Origin of the sequence: Hymenobacter radiodurans, assembly GCF_004355185.1 — a bacterium.
Lineage (GTDB): Bacteria > Bacteroidota > Bacteroidia > Cytophagales > Hymenobacteraceae > Hymenobacter > Hymenobacter radiodurans.
This window is the reverse complement of the sequence record NZ_CP037922.1, coordinates 2078657-2094757: the sequence shown is the minus strand read 5'-3', so window position 1 is coordinate 2094757 and position 16101 is coordinate 2078657. Positions and strand designations below refer to the sequence as shown.

General features: G+C 58.9%; 14 protein-coding genes and 1 pseudogene. 8 read left to right on the top strand and 7 right to left on the bottom strand.

Annotation, left to right across the window (positions count from 1 at the left end):
- Positions 1–60: 60 nt before the first annotated feature.
- The 5 genes and pseudogenes from EPD59_RS09880 (at position 61) to phoU (ending at position 4303) form a co-directional block, all read left to right on the top strand.
- Positions 61–1029: a PstS family phosphate ABC transporter substrate-binding protein gene (locus EPD59_RS09880; protein ID WP_133272628.1), complete on the top strand. Its 969-nt coding sequence runs from the start codon at positions 61–63 to the stop codon at positions 1027–1029.
- Between the two features lie 116 nt (positions 1030–1145).
- Positions 1146–1937 carry a phosphate ABC transporter permease subunit PstC gene (gene pstC, locus EPD59_RS09875; RefSeq protein WP_240731731.1) on the top strand — a complete coding sequence of 264 codons (792 nt, stop codon included), beginning with the start codon at positions 1146–1148 and terminating at the stop codon, positions 1935–1937.
- Complete coding sequence (gene pstA / locus EPD59_RS09870; protein WP_133272627.1) at positions 1930–2784, top strand: phosphate ABC transporter permease PstA; 855 nt, start codon at positions 1930–1932, stop codon at positions 2782–2784. The genes pstC and pstA overlap by 8 nt, the downstream gene beginning before the upstream one ends.
- A gap of 23 nt (positions 2785–2807) precedes the next feature.
- A pseudogene (gene pstB / locus EPD59_RS09865) lies at positions 2808–3559 on the top strand (phosphate ABC transporter ATP-binding protein PstB).
- A gap of 57 nt (positions 3560–3616) precedes the next feature.
- Positions 3617–4303, top strand: coding sequence for a phosphate signaling complex protein PhoU (phoU, locus tag EPD59_RS09860; RefSeq protein ID WP_133272626.1), 687 nt, complete (start codon positions 3617–3619; stop codon positions 4301–4303).
- Positions 4304–4335: 32 nt separating this feature from the next.
- Here the strand turns inward: phoU and EPD59_RS09855 are convergent, their stop codons facing one another.
- Positions 4336–5010, bottom strand: coding sequence for an MCP four helix bundle domain-containing protein (locus EPD59_RS09855; RefSeq protein WP_133272625.1), 675 nt, complete (start codon positions 5008–5010; stop codon positions 4336–4338).
- A gap of 267 nt (positions 5011–5277) precedes the next feature.
- On the opposite strand from EPD59_RS09855, the gene EPD59_RS09850 reads away from it, so the two are divergent.
- The gene (locus tag EPD59_RS09850) at positions 5278–7908 is read left to right on the top strand and encodes an MGH1-like glycoside hydrolase domain-containing protein (RefSeq protein WP_205703521.1); all 2631 of its coding nucleotides are present in this window, start codon (positions 5278–5280) and stop codon (positions 7906–7908) included.
- Between the two features lie 7 nt (positions 7909–7915).
- Here the strand turns inward: EPD59_RS09850 and EPD59_RS09845 are convergent, their stop codons facing one another.
- The gene (locus EPD59_RS09845; RefSeq protein ID WP_240731699.1) at positions 7916–8446 is read right to left on the bottom strand and encodes a GAF domain-containing protein; all 531 of its coding nucleotides are present in this window, start codon (positions 8444–8446) and stop codon (positions 7916–7918) included.
- 309 nt (positions 8447–8755) lie between these two features.
- On the opposite strand from EPD59_RS09845, the gene EPD59_RS23680 reads away from it, so the two are divergent.
- The gene (locus EPD59_RS23680) at positions 8756–8935 is read left to right on the top strand and encodes a hypothetical protein (RefSeq protein WP_133272624.1); all 180 of its coding nucleotides are present in this window, start codon (positions 8756–8758) and stop codon (positions 8933–8935) included.
- Between the two features lie 20 nt (positions 8936–8955).
- Positions 8956–10140 carry a glycoside hydrolase family 88/105 protein gene (locus EPD59_RS09835; RefSeq protein WP_317128511.1) on the top strand — a complete coding sequence of 395 codons (1185 nt, stop codon included), beginning with the start codon at positions 8956–8958 and terminating at the stop codon, positions 10138–10140.
- Between the two features lie 22 nt (positions 10141–10162).
- Here the strand turns inward: EPD59_RS09835 and EPD59_RS09830 are convergent, their stop codons facing one another.
- The 5 genes from EPD59_RS09830 to EPD59_RS09810 all read right to left on the bottom strand — a co-directional run bounded on the left by EPD59_RS09830 (position 10163) and on the right by EPD59_RS09810 (position 16061).
- Positions 10163–10621: a hypothetical protein gene (locus tag EPD59_RS09830; RefSeq protein ID WP_133272622.1), complete on the bottom strand. Its 459-nt coding sequence runs from the start codon at positions 10619–10621 to the stop codon at positions 10163–10165.
- Between the two features lie 320 nt (positions 10622–10941).
- On the bottom strand, positions 10942–12024 hold the full coding sequence (locus EPD59_RS09825; RefSeq protein WP_133272621.1) for a PKD domain-containing protein: 1083 nt from the start codon (positions 12022–12024) through the stop codon (positions 10942–10944).
- A gap of 201 nt (positions 12025–12225) precedes the next feature.
- Positions 12226–13611 (bottom strand): TolB-like translocation protein, encoded by a 1386-nt coding sequence (locus EPD59_RS09820; RefSeq protein WP_133272620.1) that lies wholly within the window; start codon positions 13609–13611, stop codon positions 12226–12228.
- 21 nt (positions 13612–13632) lie between these two features.
- Complete coding sequence (locus tag EPD59_RS09815) at positions 13633–15168, bottom strand: rhamnogalacturonidase (protein WP_133272619.1); 1536 nt, start codon at positions 15166–15168, stop codon at positions 13633–13635.
- A gap of 422 nt (positions 15169–15590) precedes the next feature.
- Positions 15591–16061 (bottom strand): hypothetical protein, encoded by a 471-nt coding sequence (locus EPD59_RS09810; RefSeq protein ID WP_133272618.1) that lies wholly within the window; start codon positions 16059–16061, stop codon positions 15591–15593.
- Between the last annotated feature and the right edge of the window lie 40 nt (positions 16062–16101).

Genomic DNA, 16101 nt, shown 5'->3' with positions numbered 1-16101 from the left:
CCCTGGGAAGGCCGGCGAAGCGGCTTGGGGGCAAATCTGGTAACCGCTGCTTCGTTGACCATGGGATCCGCTGCAACCCATTTGCTCAGGTCTGGTTTCCTTCGGGGAGCATCCCTCCTGCTTGCACTGCTGGCTGGAGCGTGCGGCGAGGTAGCGACCAACCAAAAAATCAGCATTGACGGCTCCAGCACCGTATTTCCGATTACGGAGGCGGTAGTGGAGGAATACGCACGGCAACAGCCCGCGGCGCGAATTACCGTGGGCATATCGGGCACTGGGGGCGGCTTTCAGAAGTTCTGCCGACGGGAGATTGACCTGACCAACGCCTCGCGGCCCATCACCGACCGCGAAGGCCAGGATTGCGAAACGCAGCACATTGCTTATTTGCCCCTGACGGTGGCCTTCGATGGACTGGTCGTGGTGGTGCACCCCAGCAACACGTGGGTCAACAACCTGAAAGTAAGTGAGCTGAAGAAATTATGGGAGCCGGCGGCCCAGCACCGCATCCTGCGCTGGAACCAGATTCGGCCCGACTGGCCAGCGGCCGAAATTCATCTGTTTGGAGCTGGCACCGCCTCCGGCACCTACGACTATTTCACTCAGGCCATTGTGGGGCGGCGCCACGCCAGTCGGGGCGATTATACGGCCAGCGAAGACGACAACGTGCTGGTACAGGGCGTTTCCACCGACCCGCTGGCCCTGGGCTTTTTTGGCTTCGCCTATTATGAGGCCAACCGAGCTGCTCTGCGGCTCGTGCCCATCGACGACGAGCAGCCCAGTAACGGAGCCGGGCCGGTAACGCCCACCGTCGAAACCGTTAAAAATAATACGTATGCGCCCCTTTCTCGCCCCTTGCTGCTGTACGTGAGCAGCGTGGCCGCGCGCCGCCCCGAGGTGCAGGCCTTCATTCGCTTTTACCTGGCCCAGGCCCCGCACTTAGCGCGGGAGGTGGGCTACATTCCGCTGCCCGCCACCGAATACCACCGCCAGCAGACCCGCTTCGACGAGTTTGTAGCCCAACTCCGGTAACCGTATCACCCCATTAGCTTCTGCTGCCTGGCCATGAAACAACCCGAACGCCTCATTGAAGCCCTGCTGGCACTGAGCGCGGGCATTAGCGTACTCACCACGGGGGCATTATTGTGATGCTCGCCGTGGAGGCCGCTCATTTTTTTCGGGAGGTGCCGCTGGGCGCGTTTTTGACCGATACGCAGTGGACGCCGCTTTTTGCTGACAAGCATTTCGGTATTCTGCCCTTGGTGGCGGGCACTTTTCTTACCACGGGCGTGGCCATCGCCGTGGCTCTTCCGCTAGGCCTCATCATTGCCATCTACCTCAATGAGTACGCAACGGTGGGCTTTCGCAACGCCCTGAAGCCCCTGCTCGAAATTCTGGCGGCGGTGCCCACCGTGGTTTATGGCTTTTTTGCTTTAACCGTAGTCACACCATTTTTGCAACGACTGCTACCCGGCATGGCGGGGTTTAATGCTTTGTCGGCCGGGAGCGTAATGGGCATCATGATCTTGCCCCTGGTTTCGTCGCTGAGCGAAGACGCGCTGACGGCCGTGCCCCGCTCCTTGCGCGAAGCCTCCTACGCGCTGGGCGCTACGCGTCTGCAAACCGCCCTGCGGGTGGTGGTTCCGGCCGCTTCGTCGGGCATCACCGTATCGGTCATCCTGGCCATTTCGCGGGCCGTAGGCGAAACCATGATTGTAGCCATTGCCGCCGGGCAGGAGCCCCGCCTGACGGCCAATCCGCTGGTGCCGGTCGAAACCATCACCACCTATATCGTGCAGGTCAGCTCCGGCGACGTAGCCTACGGCACCTTGGAGTACGATACCATCTTTGCCGCCGGCATCACCCTTTTCGTCCTGACCCTGGTGTTAAACAACTTGGGGTATTGGTTCCGCCAGAAATTTCGGGAGCAGTATGAGTAACATGACCCGAAACCGCCTGCTCGACCGCGCCTTCCGCCTGGTGGGCCTGGTGGCTACGCTACTCGGTCTGCTGCTGCTGGCCCTGTTTCTGCTCGATATTCTGCGCACGGGCCTAGGCCGCCTGAACTGGCAGTTTTTGAGTGCGCTTCCTTCACGTTTTCCCGCCCGGGCCGGCATTTACACGGCCCTGCTAGGCACCGTCTGGATTATGGTACTGACTGCTTTTATTGCTGTGCCGGTGGGCTTGGCGGCGGGCGTCTACCTGGAGGAATACGGCCGCAAAAGCCGCTGGTCGGCCCTGCTCGAAATTAATATTACCAACCTGGCCGGGGTTCCGTCGGTGATTTATGGCCTGCTAGGGCTCCATATTTTTGTCCGTCTGCTGCGCATGGGCAGCAGCGTGCTGGCCGCCAGCTGCACGCTGGCGCTGCTCATCCTGCCCATTCTCATTGTGGCCACCCGCGAGGCCATTCGGGCCGTGCCCAAAACCTTGCGCGAAGCCTCGTATGCGTTGGGCGCCACGCGCTGGCAAACCATCTGGTATCAAGTCCTGCCCGCCTCCATGGGCGGCATTCTGACGGGTATTATCCTGGCCTTGTCGCGGGCCGTAGGCGAAACGGCCCCGCTGCTCGTGTTAGGAGTGCTGGCCTACGTGCCGTTTGCCCCAAAAAGCCCCCTGGACGAGTTTTCGGCGCTGCCCGTCCAAATATTCAACTGGATTTCGCGCCCACAGCAGGCCTTCGGTCTCAACGCCGCCGCCGCTATTATTGTGCTGCTGCTCATTACGTTCGGGCTGAATGGCCTGGCTATATTTCTGCGTAACCGCTGGCGGCGGCATTTGCCCTAACTTCCCCTAATCTGCCTTGCCCGATGCCCGAACTGGAAGTTGAGCACGTGAATGTGTACTACGGCACGAACCACGTGCTGCAGGATATCTCCATGACCATCGCAGCCCATACGGTGACGGCCTTGATTGGTCCTTCGGGCTGCGGCAAATCCACGTTTCTGCGGCTGTTTAACCGCATGAACGACTTTATCAGCGACTTTCGCCACGAAGGGAGCATTCTGATTCAGGGCCAGGATATATATGCCCCCAGCAAGCCGTAGAGGAGCTGCGCAAGCGCGTGGGCATGGTGTTTCAGCGTCCGAATCCGTTCCCGAAAAGCATCTACGACAACGTCACGTATGGGCTGGTGCTGCAGGGCGTCCGCAGCAAAGCCGTGCTCGATGAGGTGGTCGAAAAATCGCTGCGTCAGGCCGCGCTCTGGGATGAAGTGAAAAACGATCTGCGCAAGTCGGCGCTGGCTTTGTCGGGAGGGCAGCAGCAGCGCCTGTGTATTGCGCGCGTACTGGCCGTCGAGCCCCATATTCTACTCATGGACGAGCCGGCCTCGGCCCTGGACCCGATTTCCACGGCCAAAATCGAGGAGCTGATTTATGCCCTGAAGCAGCAGTACACCATTCTTATCGTGACCCACAACATGCAGCAGGCTGGCCGCGTGAGCGATAAAACGGCCTTCTTCAACTATGGCCACCTGGTGGAGTACGATGATACGAGCCGGCTCTTCACTCAGCCCCGCCACGAGCAGACGCAGAACTACATCACCGGCCGCTTCGGCTGATTTCATTGTTGGCGCCAGCCGCCGTAGTCAGCAGGGCTTCCATCAATTACTACCGAAATGGCTCACTTAGCACTTGAAATTCAGCAACTTAAACAAGAGGTACATGCTATGTGGGGCATGGTGCTCGCGCAGCTTCAGCGCAGTCAGCGGGCCTTGCACGCGCCTGATCCGGCGCTGGTGAAAGAGGTATCGCGGCAGGAAAAGCGCATCAATACCCGGGAGTTGAAAATTGAGCGGCACTGCGAAAGCATCATCGCCCTGCACACGCCGGTCGCCATTGATCTGCGGTTTGTGCTGGCCGTGCTGAAAATTAATACCAGTCTGGAGCGCGTGGGCGATGCGGCCAAAGCCATGGCCCAGTTTGTCCGGCGCTTTGTGCTGAAGGGCGAGGAAAAATTTGATCCTCATTTGCTGGCCATCAGCCGCCTTGATGAGATGTGCCGGGAGGCTACCATGCTGCTGGAAATGGTGCAGGGGGCTTTTGAGCACGAAGACAGCCAGCTGGCCCGGCGCATGTTCAGGGAGGTAAAAGCTTTGGCTGACAACAATGTACAGGCGCACGCTGCCCTGGCGACCTATATTCAGGATCATCCGGGGCAGGTGCAGCAGGCTCTGCAGATCCTGCTGCTCGTGCGTAAGCTCGACCGCATTGGCGATGAGGCCAAGAACATTGCGGAGGAAATCATCTTCTACTTGGAAGCGCAGGTGTTGCGCCACCAGTCGGGCAAGCACCGGGGCCAGTAGCTGTTCGGCGCCCATCCAAAGCGCGAGCGGCCTTAGTTAAGACGGAAGTTTTTCAGGTTTTTGGGTAGCAGGGGGTGTTTATCCACCACTAACGCTTGCAGAATGGCCACGGTCAGAACCACCAGCAGGGCTATTTTCACTTGGCTCAGCAGCGTAGCGTGTCCATCGGCCACCTCCGAGCCGCGCGAAAGTTGCTGGCCCACTTGGAGTTGAATCTGGGTGAGGCGGCTCACATCCGCATGAATGCGGTCAAACTGCCGAGCAAGCTCCTGGGCAGACGCGCCGGAAGTCGGCGCGCCAACGTACAGCAGTTCCGCTTCCAGGTAGTTATAGCGAGTGAGGTGGGCCATAACCGACTGGAACACTTTGTTTTCCTCGGCCACCATATATGTAGCCTGATAGCTCTTGAGCAGGGAATCTATGGCCTTGTTTTGGGCTACTAGCTGAACCTGGGTATTGTGGAAATGTGTCTGGGTCGGCGCGGCCAGATAGCTTTCCAGCAGTTGCCGCTTGGCGTACATATGGTCGTTGAGGGCAAAAAGACCCGCGGTGGGCTGGAGCCGGTCTTGGTAGAGCGAGGCAACAGCCGTGTTCATGTCGTGCAGCTGGCGGGTTTCCCATAAGCTACTGCCCAGCATAGTCAGCACGATACCCAAAAACAGAAACGCCAGCTTGACTTTATGGTGAATTCCTGAAAGTAGATTCATGAGACAGGGATTGAGAAACCGAGGAAATTAAAATCAGCTTAAAATACGAAAAATAAGGCAAATCAGCAGTACAATCCTGCATGACCCATCCCCCAAGCGCGGCCCACTAAAGATGCTGCTAAACAGGAGTGCGCTCAGTCCGAAAGTCAGGAGTTGCCCAATAGCTGGCGCGGAAATACGGCCTTTTCCCTACATTCACCCCAGCCCGGAGTGCCCATCCGGCCCGTTTTCCCTTTCCTTCTGCACGCTTCCTTTATTAGCATGAGCATGACGGCCGAACACGAACGATTGGCGGCGGCCCAGGCGCCTCGCGCTCCCTGGCGCCGGTGGGGACCTTATCTCTCGGAGCGCCAGTGGGGCACCGTGCGCGAGGATTATTCGGCCGACGGCCAGGCCTGGCAGCACTGCACCCACGATATGGCCCGCTCCTATGCCTACCGCTGGGGCGAAGACGGGCTGGGGGGCATTTCCGATGACCAGCAGCTGCTCTGCCTCTCGGTGGGCCTCTGGAATGGGCACGACCCCATCCTGAAAGAGCGCCTGTTTGGGCTAAGCGGGCCTGAGGGCAACCACGGCGAGGACGTGAAGGAGGTGTATTATTACCTCGACAACGTGCCCACGCACGCTTACATGCACCAGTTGTACAAGTATCCGCAGCACGCGTTTCCCTACGAGTGGCTGGTGCAGGAAAACGCCCGCCGGGGTCGCCAACAGCCCGAGTTTGAGCTCTTCGACACAGGTGCCTTTCACGATAATCGTTACTTCGACGTATCTATTGAGTACGCCAAGGCGGCCCCCGACGACATTCTGCTTCAGATAACAGTGCACAACCGGGGTCCGGTGGCGGCAACCGTGCATGTGCTGCCGCAGCTTTGGTTTCGGAATACCTGGGCCTGGGGCCTCGATGACTACCGCCCCCAGCTAGCTGCCGACCCGGCGGGTAGCGCCATTGCGGTGCATCACCAAAAGCTGGGCGAGCTGTGCCTGTACTGCGACCAGGACCCGACGCTGCTGTTCTGCGACAACGAAACGAACACCCAGCGCTTATACAAAACGCCCCCCACCGCGCCAACAGCCTATTTTAAGGATGGTATTAACGATTACCTGGTACACGGAGCGGCCACAATTAACCCAGCCCAGACAGGTACCAAAGCAGCAGCCGACTACCCGCTATCCATTCCGGCCGGCGCCTCAAAGTCGGTGCGCGTACGGTTGGGCCCCGCTGGTCAAACGCACCCGTTCGCCGACTTCGAGCAGCTCCTGAAGCAGCGACACCAGGAGGCCGACCAGTACTACGCCGCCGTGCAGGCCGCGCTATCGAATGCCGACGCCCGCCGGGTGCAGCGGCAAGCTTTTGCCGGGATGCTCTGGAGCAAGCAGTTCTACTACTACGACGTGCCGCAGTGGCTTTCCGGCGACCCGGCCACCCCGCCCCCTCCAGCTCAGCGCCAACACGGCCGCAACGCGGGCTGGCTGCACCTCAACAATGCCGACATCATCTCGATGCCCGACAAGTGGGAGTACCCGTGGTACGCGGCCTGGGACCTCGCTTTTCACTGCCTGCCCCTGGCCCAGCTGGACCCCGAGTTTGCCAAGCATCAGCTGCGCTTGCTTTGCCAAGACTGGTACATGCACCCCAATGGCCAGCTGCCGGCCTACGAGTGGAACTTGAGCGACGTAAACCCACCCGTGCACGCCTGGGCCACCTGGCGCGTGTACAAGATGTGTCAGAAGCACAGCGGCGGCCCCGGCGACACCGATTTTTTAGCTACGGTGTTTCACCGCCTGCTGCTCAACTTTACCTGGTGGGTAAACCGCAAGGACCGGAGCGGGCGCAACATCTTTGAGGGGGGCTTTTTGGGGCTGGATAACATCGGCTTGTTCGACCGCTCGGCTCCGCTGGCGGCGGGCAGCAGCCTCGAGCAGGCCGATGCTACCAGCTGGATGGCCATGTACGCCCTGAACATGATGCGCATGGCCTTGGAGCTAGCCCGCACCAACCCAATTTACCAGGATCTGGCCAGCAAGTTTTTCGAGCACTTCCTTTACATCGCCGGGGCTATGACCAACATGGACCAGGCCCACCAGGACCTCTGGGACGATGAGGACGAGTTTTACTACGATGCCCTTCACACCCCTGGCAATGGCCTGCAGCTGCTAAAAACCCGCTCCCTGGTCGGCCTGATTCCTTTGTTTGCGGTAGAAGTGCTCGACGACGAGCTGCTGCAATCCGTACCCCAGTTTGGGGCCCGGCTCCGCTGGTTCTTAGAAAACCGTCCTCAATTGGCCAGTCTGGTCTCGCGCTGGCAGGAGCCGGGGCAACAGGCCACGCACTTGCTTTCCCTGCTGCGCGGCCACCGCATGAAGCGCCTGCTGGCTCGGGCCCTGGATGAGGCGGAGTTTCTGTCAGACTACGGCATTCGCTCGCTGTCGCGCTACCATCTGGATCATCCCTATCAGTTTCACTGCGCCGGTCAGGACCTGACCGTACGCTATGAAGCGGGCGAGTCGACTACGGATATGTACGGGGGCAACTCCAACTGGCGGGGGCCAATTTGGATGCCGACCAACTTCTTGATCATCGAGTCGTTGCAACGTTTCCACCACTATTACGGCGACGATTTTCAGGTAGAATATCCCACTGGGTCGGGCAAGTATTGTACGCTACTCCAGATTGCCGATGCGCTGAGTGCACGACTTACCCAGCTCTTTTTGCGCAACGAAGCGGGCATTCGTCCCGCCCTGGGCTCGAATGCCCACCTGCAGCAGGACCCACACTTCCGCGACTACCTGCTCTTCCATGAGTACTTCCACGGCGACACCGGCCAGGGCTTAGGCGCCAGCCACCAAACCGGCTGGACGGGTCTCATCGCGAAACTCTTACAACCACGTACCTAAATTATTACTACACCTTTCCCAGCGTATGCATATATGCCTGAATGCTAGGCAGAATCAGGGGAATGACGCCTTCAATATATTCCCGATCAGCCGGCGTCCAGGGTCGCGGGGCGTCAAATACGCAGGGTTGTAGAATGCCCCACAGCTGGCCCGCCGCCGTGATATGCGCGTGCACCAGGGCCCGGTGGCCGAAGGTGCGCCGCTCAAAATCCTGGTTGAGTACCTCCGGGCCTGCCTGTGTTACGTCCTCGACATATACCGACGGCTGGGTTGCCAGCGCCGCCCGAAACAGCGGATCTTCTTGGGGCAAGTCGCCCGTGTCGTCTTGCCAGTCGTGGCGCGGATCGGGCACAGTTGTGCTCTTGCGCCAGACAAACGCAATACGGCCTCGTCCCTGCACAGGGTCGCGCACATACAGAAAGCAGCGGTCTACGCCCAGGTACGGGCCTATTAGATCGAGAGCACGCTGCAGACGCTCAGCCGGTGGATTCTTGGCAGCTAGCACCACCGCTAGTTCATTCAGGGGAAGCATAGTCATGGGAGTGATATAGCTGGCGGGAAGCTTGAAAGGGTGGAATAGTAGGTCTACTTAAAGATTGTGTCTCAATATAAGGAGGCCTTTTTTACCTCTACTTTTTCTAAAGCACACTTACTATATGCTCGCTGGATAGCTGCAATATGTATCGACAGTACGGTGCAGGTATGTTGGCCGGAATTTCTTGTCTATCCTGCAGTAGTTGCTTCTTTCTGCTACTTCAAAACAGCGTATTATCTGCTATATCCAGGTATACCGCGAAGCGATTTGAGCTGGCAAGAAGTTGCCTAACAGTGCCTCAATCGTGTGACTATGTCATCTTCTTTTCTGCTGTCTATGCACCTGCTTTCCATAGCTAAAAAGCTACCCTTGCTGGCCATCGTGGTGACCCCTAGCCTGGTAGTGGCGCAAACCGCGCCGCCCAAGACCAACGACACCACTACCCCCTGCACCTGCTCAAGCCGGATTATCCGATTCCCTATGGCCAAGTAAAAGCCGAGGAAGTAAAGCAGGTGCTGGACCGCGTGTACAACTATTTGAACACCGCCACGCCCGCCGAGCTAGTCGATAAAAAGACGAACGCGCCCATCACCGACCGGCGCAAGTTCTCGCCCGACGCCATCATCCGGCCCGGCGACTTCCGCCTCACCAGCTACGAGTGGGGCGTCACGTACGCGGGCATGCTGCGGGCCAGCGAAACCACCGGCGACCCTAAATACGCTGCCTACACTGTTAGTCGCCTGAAGTTTTTGAGCGAGTTAGGACCCTACTTTAGCGCCTACCAAAAAGCCAACCCGGAGGCGGCCACGCCCATGCGCTCGATGCTCTACCCCAAGGCTCTGGACGACGCCGGCTCGCTGTGTGCGGCTATGATTAAAACCCAGCGCGCCAACGCCTCAGCCGACCTACGCCCCATGATCAACAATTTCATGGACTTCATCATGACCAAGGAGTTCCGATTGGCCGATGGCACTTTGGCCCGCAATCGACCCCAGCCGAATACGCTGTGGCTCGACGACTTATACATGAGCGTGCCGGCCCTGGCTCAGATGGGCAAGCTCACCGGCGAGCGGCGCTACTACGACGAAGCCGTGAAGCAGGTGACCCAATTTGCCCCCCGCATGTTCAACAAGTCGAAGGGCCTGTACATGCACGGCTGGGTGCAGGAGATGACGGTGCACCCCGAATTTCACTGGGCCCGCGCTAACGGTTGGGCTTTGCTGACTAAAGTAGAGTTGCTCGACGTATTGCCCGCCGACCACCCCGGCCGTCCGGCCGTGCTGGAGCTGCTGCGCGCCCACGCCCGCGGCCTCGCCGCCCAGCAGGCCGGCAGCGGCTTCTGGCATCAGCTCCTCGACCGCCCCGACTCCTACCTCGAAACCTCGGCCACCGCCATCTACGCCTATGCCATTGCCCACGCCATCAACCAGGGCTGGCTCGATGCCAAAGCCTACGGTCCCATGGCCCTGCTGGCCTGGAACGCGGTCAGTACTAAAGTAAATGCCCAAGGTCAGGTGGAAGGCACCTGCGTCGGCACCGGCATGGGCTTCGATCCGGCATTCTACTACTACCGTCCCGTGAATTTGTACGCGGCCCACGGCTACGGCCCGGTGCTGCTGGCCGGTGCCGAAACTATTCAGCTACTCAAGCAGCACCCGTACGGCATCAACGACAGCTCGGTGCAGACGTTGAAGTAGATGGGAAGGAATTTATTGGCGTTTATTCAATCCACCCCTTGATTTGAAGGCGCTGTTTTCGCCTCCACCAGCGCTGGCACCATGTTTTCGGTTGAGCCTCTTGAAGGGATTCAACTGGCCGAGAGCCCGCGTATTCTTCTCCCCGATACCAAACTGCTAGCACCAAATGTCCGGTGCGAAGGGAACGAATAAATTCGGCTGCATCAGTGCCATCGTCTGTGGGGTCGCCTTCGTGCCATCCGAAATGGGTGTGATATTCGGCAAAGCCAACGGTGATTTCATTCCCCGCTGATGACACCCAAAAGTCCCACCCAGAGGGCGAAACCATCTTTATTTCAAACCAATCTGTTTGCTCAGTTACAAATGGCCGCAAGTCTGGAAGTATTTCGAACAAGGGCTTCAGACTTTGGGCAGAATAAGGCGAAAGCATGGGTGTAAATAGCGAAGGTTTCTTGTAGCTTCGTTTATGGGTGCGAAACACGTATGCTTTAGTTGTCGCAAGGCGTTCAATGTGCCATATTCCGCAAAAGGTCCAACACATTGCCCAGAATGTGGAGAAGCAGTAGTAATCCTATCGCACCGCTTTCGCCCACCTAAAAAACAGGATACTGAAAAGTGGGCAACAGCGAAGTACCTCGTTGACCACGGTTTTAGATACGAACATCTCAATCCAGGGTGCTTTCCTACTTGGAAAACTACCAAACATGGAAACTACGTTCAATATCCAGAGACGCTGAGAGAAGCGAAAGAATTTGTGGAAACATATCGGGCGATGTTAAACCGATGATGTAGCAAAGCCTTCTACTTCACCGCTACGTCCCACACTTTCGCCATGCGGGATTTACCATCCAGTCCTTCCACGTTCAGCACGACGATGTACTTGCCGGCTTCCTTGTAGCGGTGAACCGGGCTTTGCTCCTTGGACGTGGTGCCGTCGCCAAAATCCCAGTGCCAGCGCTTGATGCTGCCGCGGCTCTCGTCTGTAAAGGTTACCTGCCGTCGGGCCGCATCGGTTACGCTAAATGACCACTGCGCCGCTAGCTTCGGCTGATACTTCTCGGCCAGGGGCAGAAGGGTAAAAATGGTCCCCAAACTGGAGTTGCCGTACATTTTGTGATTCTTCGACAGGTTCCAGAAGCCTTTTTTGCGCTCGTCGTTTACATCGTCGTAGTCAATCACAGCCCAGGTGAGACCGATTTTCTTGTTATCGGTCAGCACCGACTCGACGGCCCGCGCGGGGCCTTCGGCCCCGGCGTAATCGAAGGGCGAAATCCAGAACTCGGCAACCAACTTGCCGGGTTGGCCGGGCTTGAAATCGTAGGAGTAGGCGATGTTGGCGTAGGGTAGCTCTTTAATCCAGGGCTGGCTGCCCCAGGCCAGCGCCCAATCTTTGCCCACGGCGGGCGTGAAAATGTGGTAGTTCTGGGCGTGTACGCCGTGGAAGGCGAAGTAGCGCTCCATCAGCGGCAAATCCTGATTGGGGTGCTGTTCGGCAATGAGCGGCCCGCCCGATAAGTCGCCATCGACTATGATTTCAAACGTGTCGTTGTGCAGACCGGCCTGGGTGAAATCCCAGTAGTCATCGTAGGCTTCGTACAAGAAATAGAGTCGGTTGAGGCCCTTTACCCAGGCCACGCGCACCCTCACGTCGAGGTTGGTAGCGTCAGGTTTTGGGTAGCGCTTGGAGTCGTCCCACAGTTGGTCGGTGCCCACGATATACTCGCTGGGGAAGCTGTCCCAGTCGTCGGTCTTGCCATCAATGCGAGGAATCATGTTAGCCGGAAACTGATAGACGTTGTAGCCGCGGTCTTCCTGGGCGAAAACGCTAGTGCTGAGTCCGCACAGGAGCAGCAGAAGGTAGGGCTTGTAGTACCAGAACGTCATGCTGAGCTTGTCGAAGCATCTCTGCCGCTTCGTTGCAAGACCGTTGATTAGTAACCAGTAGAGATGCTTTGACAAGCTCAGCATGACAGTTACTTTGGCAACGTCAGCACGCGAGATGCTTCGTCGCCGCTGGATGCACGGAAGGCTCTGCATGACAGACGTGTTCATAAGGTAATGTGCAAGCAAAAAAGCCCCCCAGCGTTATTTATACTGCCGCTTTAGCCATTCCACTGGTACGGGGATGATGCAGATATTCATGCTGCGGTTGTCATCCGAAAGCATGGCTGATTGAATCTCGATTTTGGTGCCGTCGGGGCTCATGGTGGGGTGCGGGTGGTCGGCGGCGGTTTGCTTGTGGCCGGCGGAGAGCAGCAGCATTTCGCGGGTGTGGCGGTCGATGAGGTAAACGTTGCGGGCGAAGTCGTCGCCCACGGCCCAGCGGCCGTCGGGGGAGCCGCTCACGTGCCAAAGGCCGCTGCCGCTGGGCGTTTGACCAGCAATCATCACCTCGCGGGTGCGAAAGTTGACGATGGCCAGGCCCGTGGGTTTTTCGCGGGTGCCCGACGGACCCCAGGCGGCTTCCTGACCGGGATTGGCCCCGCTCACGGGCGTGCCCACGGCGGCTTCCGTGGCAGCGGCTGGTATTTTGCGGTGGCCCATAATGGCCATGGCCGTTTCATCTTTGGAGATGATGGCCTCGTGCGTCACCCATTCGTATTCCGCCTCCGGGTACAGGGGCCGCAGCCCGGTGCCGTCGGCGAGCACCGTCCAGGTGCGCTGGGGCGACTTGCCGCCGGTTTCCCAGCAGAAAACCAGCTCGCCCGGCACCCACGGATTAGTCTGTATATGCCCAATCTGGAACGGCACCGACACCACGTGCTTGATGGCGCCGGTTTTGATATTCATGCCGGCAATGCCCGAGGGGCCGGCGCCCATGTTGCGGGGGCCAAAGTTGGGCTCCAGCTTCGTTTCGGGGGCCAAATGCCGGGCGGCTTCTTCCTTACCCACACGAAAGTAGGCCCAGGCCTCGTCGCCGTCGAGGGCCATGTCGCCACCGGCCTGAATGGCGGCCGGCGTGGTACCGCACACCCGCTGGTAGGTTTTGGCCGACTTCACTTTGCCGGCCTGGCTATCGGCAAAGAGCTTGGCCAGGTCTACCTCCACAATTTGCAGGGAGGCGGGCGCGGTCGGGCCCGCTGCAGCCTCCTTGGCGGGAGCCGACTTGCTGGGCGGGCGACGCATAAAGTAGAGCTTCATGGTGTTGCGGGCCACGTTGAGCATGCCCGTATAGCCGCCCTCCGTGACTTGCACCATGTCGCCGGTCTGTTCGTTCACCGCCATGGCTTCCCCTTCTACCCTACCCGAGCGGAAAATCAGCCATTGCCCATCTGAAGTCCATTGGTTGTGAGTGGGGTAAATCTTGGAGTCGCCGGCCGGGGTGCTGGTCAGGAAGGTGAGCATAGTGCCCGTGACCGGGTCTTTCACCACTTTTCGCTCCGAGGGAAAGCGCCGGCCAATCTGGGCTTGGGCAGCGTCCGAGAAGAAAACGGCGGCACTCAGTAAGGCGAGGCTAACATAGGTTTTCATAGCTGGGGGGCAAATGGCAGGTTACAAAGCCTTAGATTTTACTTGGCGCAGCGTCTGGTTTTTCAGCCCCTCACTGTCGCGCACCATGAGGTCGCTGACGTCCTGGAGGTGCATCAGCGGGGCCGTGGGGGGCTTTTTCGCGGTCAGATGCTGTAGTGTGACCCCCTGCACGTCGATGAGCTGCAGGGCGGACCGCGTTTCGGCGCCTAGGAAGGTGAGGCTCACGTTGTGCAGCTCAATATTCTTCACGTGCCGGATGAAAAAGCCGTAGGCGGGCAGTATGCCGAACTTTTGCGGCTCCGGGTAGTCCTTCTCGTGCTCGGGCACGACTAGCTGAATAGCGCTGGCATCGGCCGCTTCCAGCGGCTTATACCAGATGCTGATGTTGCTCAGGCGCACATCCTCGATGGCGTGACCGGGCAAGCCGCTGATAAGCGAGCCGAAGCGCGAATCGGCATTATACACGTTCACGTTGCTGATATTGATGCGGCGCAGCTTGCCTACTTCCGTGCCCGCCGGGGCTCGCAGCCGCCCGCCCAGACGCAGAAAAATGGGCGCGTTGATGATGTCGCGCATGGTGATGTTGCTGATGGTCACGTCCTCCAGCAAGCCGCCGTCCACGGTTTCCAGGGCCAGGCCCCGGCAGTACTCAAACACGCAGTTGGTGATGGCGATATTCTTAAAGCCACCGTTCGACTCGGTGCCGAACTTGATGCGGCCAGTGGGCCCTTCCTTATCGGGCACCAAGTGAGCTTCCTTGCGCTGATATGTACCATTTAGCAACGTGCCTCGGTCGTAGCCACTGACTTGGCAATTGGTAATTGTGACATTCTCCGTAGCGCGGGCGTAGCCCAGGGCAAATGAGCTTTTCAGGCAAATGGCATCGTCCCAGGGTGAGTTGATGGTGCAGTTGGAGATGCGCACGTTGCGGCAGGCGTCAATATCCAGCGCGTCGCGGTTGGTGTCAATCTTCAGATTATCGATGGTGAGGTTGTCGACGCCCGTGGCCAGCAGGGCAAAATGCCCCCCAAAGAGCACAGTAAAGTCCTTGAGCATCACATTGCGGCAGAGCTTGAGGGCAATGGCTTTGTTGCCCACCGGGGCGCGGTGCGGGCCTTCCCGCGTCAGGCCGTGGCCGTAAATAGTGCCGGGTCCGAGAATGGAAACGTCGGTCAGGTTCTCGCCCCAGATCAGGCTGTTGTGCCAGTGGCTGTGCCCGAAATCCTGTAAGCTGTTGTCCGCACCCGGCTCCGGGGCGTCGTAGCCGACATCGCCCACCGGCGTGGCCGCCAGCAGCGTCGCGCCTTGGTCTAGGTAGAGCGAAATGCGGCTTTGCAGCCGGATGGAAAAGCTGCGGTAGGTGCCGGCCGGAAAGTACACCGTACCCCCACCTGCCTTAGCGGCCGCGGCAATGGTGCGGTTGATGGCGTCGGTATCGAGAGTGGCGCTGTCGCCCTTGGCGCCGTAGTCGCGGATGTTAAAATTGCCCCCCAGAGGTGCTGCTCCTGCCTTTATTCCATGCAGAAAAACTAAGAGCAATAAGGCGTAGCGTAGCATGCAGGTTCAGGGAATAAAGCAACGGGGTTGGCAAGGCACCTCCTCCAAACACCGGAGCTTAGGCGTGCCAGCTCGCTAAAGAGAGCCTGCCGACAAAAGCCAGTGTTCGGTAGTACAAGGAGCAGTAATCTGACCTGTTGACTCTCCTGTACTCTTCTGATGAGCAATAATCCACTGTAAGGGCCTATCCCAAACCCAACCTTATCTTATCATAACCAATACAGCGCATGAGGGTGCGAACGCGCCGCGCCTAGATCCGCCCGGACGGATAGTAGCCCAGGCAGGCCGTTGGTGCAGACTCTCTAGCGTAAGTGTTGGCAAAAGCGGCCGGATTACTGGCCCGCGCGGCGGCCGAGCCCTCATTGGCTCTTCTCCCTTTGGTACTCACTAGGGTGCTTAGCGCACGTTACGAGTAGACAGGATCAGCGGCTTCCTAAGGGCGCTGACACAGTGTCGCCGCGGGTTTCGGGGTGCATAATCTGGCCGCCGAGGTTACCGGCGCGGGCCATCATCCCAAAGCTGATAAAGGCACCAGCTAAGGTCAGGCGGGTAAACAGGGCCGCACGGGCATGGTTACGGGTCAGCAGCAGAAGGCTGGCCAATGCCAGGGCACCAGTAAACTCCAACGCCCACATAGCTAGCTCGGCCGCTTCCTCGTGGGCGTGAATCAGGGCGTGCGTGACGCCGGGGTAGTGCTCGACGACTTCCTCGGCCTCCTCCCCGGTCAGATTAGCCGGAATAGCCAACGCCGCCGCCACGAGCAGCGTGATCAGGCCGGCGCGCACCAATAAGGGCTGGCGGCGCACCAGCGCCACGAGCAGCAGCACGAGACCAAAAAGGCTCCCCAGAATAGGCAGGTGGTTCAGCAGCAGGTGAAGATGAGCACCGTTCATAGGAAGAGTAGCTAAAGATGAGCGAAGACTATGAGCCGCA